The following is a 5,109-nucleotide window of genomic DNA, read 5'->3' on the forward strand; positions in this document are numbered from 1 at the left end:
CCAGAGGATGACGTGCCGACCGGTCTGGACCTGAGCGGCCTCGAGCTGTGCGTCCAGCCCACGCAGGGCCTCGGTCGAGATGAACCCCGCCGTGTCCGTCGCCCAGCGGGTGGGGGCCTGCGGCGGTGCGAAGGTCGCGTGCGCAAGGGTGGGGGAGAGCAGCAGGAGCGCGAGCCCGAGCGTGGCGGAATGGAGGTCTTCGGTCGTTTTGTAGAATGTCTGCGGAGTGATGCTGCCTTTTGGATCTTCTTCCAGGAACTTGCCGCACGATGCCATGGCAACCGCCGAAACCGTTGCCGCTATTACGAATTTTTTCATGTTTGAATGTTTTTGCATATGGATCAGAAGCTCAGGTTCAGGCGGACGGAGAGCGTTTTCGGAGAAGGATAAGCGCCAAGGTCAATGCCCGCATCGGCGTCACTGCCCGCGGCGGTAGACGTGGCTTCGGGGTCAAAACCTTTGTAACGGGTCAGGGTATACAGATTCTGCCCGCTAACCGTCAGCTTCGCTTGTCCGTATTTCAGGACTTTCTTGCTGAACACGTACGAAAGACTGATGTTTTTCAGCCGCGCATACGACGCGTCCTGTAAAAACTGCGTGGATTCTATGTAGCGCTTGCTTTTGCTGGCGGGGTCCGCCCACAGCGAGCCCGTATTTTTCGGCGACCAGTAATTAGCTGCGGCTGCCAGCGTAGGATAGGCCACATCGCTGGTAGGAATGGCCGCTGCCGCGTAAGTAGCGTTGAACACCTGGTGCCCGCCTGCGCCCTGCACGAACACATTCAATTCGAAATTTTTATACCGCAGGTCGTTGCTGAAACCCCATTGTACAGTGGGGGTAGCGTTGCCAGCGATGATCATGTCGTCGTACCCAATCTGTTTATTTCCGCTCACATCCCTGTATTTGTAATCCCCGGCCTTGCGGTTCAGCGTGGCGTCGTCGGCATGGTACACGCCTTCCCAGGGAATCAGCCAGAATGCGCCAAGCGGTTCGCCCACTTTAATCACCTGTATGTCTGCATTGAGCAGGCCGCCGCCCATGCGGGCCCTGCGGATCATATCCTGTCCGCCCAGGCTTGCTACTTTATTCCGGTTGAACGCCCCATTCAGCGTGGAAGCCCAACGGAAGTTCTGCCGGTCAATTACAACGGCATCCAGCATCAGCTCCACACCTTTGTTGTTCATCTCGCCGATATTTTTCAGCAACTGTCCCCCTCCATGATATTTATCGATCTGTGTGTAGAGCAGCATGTCGGTGGTATTTTTGAAATAGTAATCCGCCGTGAAGTTGAGCCGCCCGTCAAAAAAGCTCGCGTCCAACCCGATGTCGGACTGGCGTGTGGTTTCCCATTTGATGTCCGGGGTATTGGGATTACCCAGCACATAACCCTGGTAAGAGTTGGCCGTGCCGTAGGAATAGTTCACCGGGCCGAGGAGGCCTAACGTACTGTAAGGTGCGATCGACTGGTTGCCGGTAACGCCCCATCCCGCCCGCAGTTTCAGTGCGGAGAAAACACCGAAATTTTTCATGAAATTTTCTTCTGCAAGATTCCAGCCCACGCTGGCGGAAGGGAAGTTGCTCCATTTGTTGTTACCCTGGAATTTGGAGGACCCGTCGCGGCGCATCGTTACGGTGGCGAGGTATTTCCCTTTGTAACTGTAGCTTGCCCGCCCCATGAACGACAGCAATGCCCAGCGCGAATAAGCGGAAGAAATACTTTGCGCCGCATTCAGGCCGAGATTGTAATAACCGTTGGTGGTGCTGCTGAGCCCGGCACCGCTGGCGTTAAAACCCTGGGAAGTGTTCACAGTGCTTTCTTCCATAGCCGTAACGGTAACATGATGTTCGTCGAACGAGCGGTCCAGTGTAAGTACATTGCTGTTCTGGAACGTATAGCCCTCTGACTGCGACTGGGCGGATTTCATATTGCCGGGAGAGATCCAGTTGTTGGCCAGGGACGCGGAGCGCGAAATGTTCATGTCCAATCCTGCATTGGAAGTGAACGTGAGCCAGTCGGTAATCCTGTATCTGAGGAAACCGTTCAGCACGGCGACATTGACGAAGCTGTTATTGTCACTTTCCATGCTGTTCATATACGGGTTGACCCAGATCGGAGAAATGCCGTTCCGGTTGTATTGTTTCGATGCTTCATTGTCGTACACCGGCTCCGTAGGCGCCCATGCTATGGAAGCCATTACAGGATTGTCTTTCGAAGCAGATACTCCATTGTTGTGAGAATTGATGCGCTGCGCGGATAGATTTACCCCTACGGATATACGATCCGTGATCTTTGCTTCCAGGTTGGTCCGCAAGCCAAAACGTTTTTGCCAGGTGTTGATGAGCAGGCCCTGCTGGTCGGTATAGAAGGCGGAGATGAAGTACTTTGCTTTTTCGTTGCCGCCGCTGACAGACAGTTGCTGGTTGTGCTTAGCGGCATTATCAAAAAGCAGCCCCTGCCAGTCAGTGGTTTTGCCCGCGTAGGACTCGGGATTGGGGATGACGCTGGTGCCGGCGGCCAGATTCGCCATCCTTGCATAGGTTGGCGCATCCATGAGATCGTAGCGTTTCATGGGCTTGTTGAAGCTGGCGAAACCATTGTACTCCACTTTCGCTTCGCCGGTTTTCCCTTTTTTCGTTGTGATAATTACTACGCCATTCGCGCCGCGGGAACCATATACTGCTGTGGCCGAGGCGTCTTTCAATACGTCCATCGACTCGATGTCGTTAATGTTGATGTCCTGCAATCCGGTACTTCCGAGTGCGATTCCGTCGACTACATACAGCGGTTCGTTGCCCGCGCTGACGGAGTTGGCGCCGCGGATGCGAATTTTGGCCTGTCCGCCCGGGGCTCCCGTGCCCTGTGTCACGGAAACGCCCGCCACCCTGCCTTGCAGGGCGGCGGAAGCGTTCAGTACAGGTTGATCTTTATAGACATCCGATTTCAGCGTAGCGATGGCGCCGGTTAGGTCTTTTCGCTTTTGAGTGCCATATCCGACAACTGCCACACCTTCCAGCACCTTCACATCAGGTTCCATTTCAATACTAATGTTGGTTTGCTGGTCTACCATATGGGCAATTTGCCGGAATCCCATCAGGTTGAAGAGGAGAGTGGCCCCACGGGAGGCCGGGATGGAGAATCGGCCCTCGCCGTCGGTTTGCGTGGCGGTTTGCGTACCCTGTACCCTGACGACCACACCCGGCAGGGCACTGCCGTCAGCAGTAACCTTTCCTGTAGTCAGTTGCTGCGCCCAAACGGCTCCTCCCGGCAGCAGTACCATCAGCATGAATAAGACATGACGGCGCAGCCGGCCCGGGCGGCCGGGCACGTGAAATTGATGAATCATAATAGTTGTGTATCTGAATTGTTAGAAAAAAGCCCGGATGAACATTCGGGATTATTGTTTGACGAATCTGAATTTCTGTTCATTACCCGTTGTTGGCGCGTCGATCTGGATGCGCGTACCGTTCGCCACGCTTCCGTTTGCCACTTCGAGTTGCTTTGACGGAGCATTAGCCGGAGCAAGCACATAATTGTCATTCCCTACACTTTTGATCTGCCAGCGCTGTGCCGGGGTAGCGTTGTCGTCGTACAGCTGGATTTTTGTGCCGTTGGCCGTGGCGGCATTCGTAACGTCGAATGTTTTGGTCAGGGCGTGCATCGGGTGCAGCTTGTAATATCCGCCGCCAGTGTTGGTCAGTTTCCATTGCTGGTTAAGGGTTGACGGTGTGTTGTTGGGCCATAGGATCACCCAGGTGCCGTTGGCTGTTCCATTGGCATTCACGTCAATCAGGCTGGTGTTGTTGAGAGCGGAGAAAATCTTGTAAGTCGCACCAGACTCAAACTCCGGTTGTTTGTACACTCTTACGTAATCCACTTCCATCCAGAACGGGAGGTCGGCGTTATTAATGGCGCCCGGCCACCCGGCGCCGCCCGACTGGTTGAGGATGATGTAAAACGGTTTGTCGTAGGGCCATTGTGCAGATGTGGCGTTGGCCGGTTTGTTGTAAGTGTAGCGCAACACGCCGTTAACAGAGAATTTGATGGCGGTGGGACTCCATTCCATCGTGTAGGTATTAAAGTCGGATGTGTTGTAGGCCGTGCTGCTGGTAGCCGAACTGCCACCGCCGGAACCGGTTACCGCGCCATTGTGAACCGTTTGATGCACCACATTTTCATAATTCACATGTTCCATGATATCGATTTCGCCGCTGTTGGGCCAGTCGCCGTAGGTAACGGGCGTTTCCGGCATCATCCAGATAGCAGGCCAGGAGCCCTGACCCTGTTTGAACTTCGCCCTTACTTCCACTCTTCCATAGGTGAAACTGAATTTTGAGGAGGTCTGAATACCGCCGGAGTGATAAGGAACGTTGTCCCCGGCGATCACCGCATTATCCATCCGCAGTACGAGGTTGCCGCCTGTTTGGGAAGCATAGGCAGGGGTGGAAGTGAGGTATTTGGCCCAGGCGGGGCTCCATCGCGTGCAATGTTCCCATTTGGCCGTGTCGAAGTTGCCGGCGGTGGTGAATTCATCCGAGAAGATCAGCTGCCAGGCCGTGTCGATAGCGTTAACAGACGCAGCGGAAACCAGGGACAATTCCCCGGCTTTTAGCTGCGGGGATGTTTCCGGCTTGGCACAAGATAAGGCGGCGGAGATGCCGAACAGCAGTACATAAACTTTCATAACATTTGGTTTTAAGAAGTTGAGTGAAATGGAACCGGTTCGTGGAGAGGGCTAAAATAGCAGCGTTTTGCCGGAGCGACGGGGGGCAGAATCATAAGAAAAGGGGGTAAATCTTGTAATTTCATTCAAATAAGTACGACATAATAATTAATTTAACTCCTGGAAGTCCAACGTTATGGGAAAACGCTTTATGATACGGGTAGCCGGATGGTTGCTCATGTTAACTTGTTCAGGGGTTCGGGCAGCTGACGTTCCCCCCGTATTTTACCTGGGCATCGAGCACGGGTTGTCCAACAACGAAGTGAATTGTATATACCAGTCCCGCAACGGATATTTTTGGGTAGGTACTTTCGACGGTCTGAACCGGTATGACGGCTATGGTTTCCGCGTATACCGGCAAAGGATCGGCGACCCCGGTTCGCTCGTC

At 54.1% G+C, this 5,109-nt stretch carries 3 protein-coding genes and 1 pseudogene; 1 reads left to right on the plus strand and 3 read right to left on the minus strand.

Features of this window, described 5'->3' with window-relative positions:
• The 3 genes and pseudogenes from Q0510_RS20245 to Q0510_RS20255 all read right to left on the minus strand — a co-directional run.
• Positions 1-318: pseudogene (locus tag Q0510_RS20245) on the minus strand (hypothetical protein); the annotation flags it as partial.
• Positions 319-341: 23 nt separating this feature from the next.
• The gene (locus Q0510_RS20250; protein ID WP_298715724.1) at positions 342-3,284 is read right to left on the minus strand and encodes a TonB-dependent receptor; all 2,943 of its coding nucleotides are present in this window, start codon (positions 3,282-3,284) and stop codon (positions 342-344) included.
• 111 nt (positions 3,285-3,395) lie between these two features.
• Positions 3,396-4,682: an RICIN domain-containing protein gene (locus Q0510_RS20255; protein ID WP_298715726.1), complete on the minus strand. Its 1,287-nt coding sequence runs from the start codon at positions 4,680-4,682 to the stop codon at positions 3,396-3,398.
• Positions 4,683-4,857: 175 nt separating this feature from the next.
• Here Q0510_RS20255 and Q0510_RS20260 point away from each other — a divergent pair.
• Positions 4,858-5,109, plus strand: a 252-nt coding sequence (locus Q0510_RS20260) for a two-component regulator propeller domain-containing protein (RefSeq protein ID WP_298715728.1), incomplete at its 3' end; no start/stop codon positions are given.

The organism is uncultured Chitinophaga sp. (assembly GCF_937874145.1).
Classification (GTDB): domain Bacteria; phylum Bacteroidota; class Bacteroidia; order Chitinophagales; family Chitinophagaceae; genus Chitinophaga.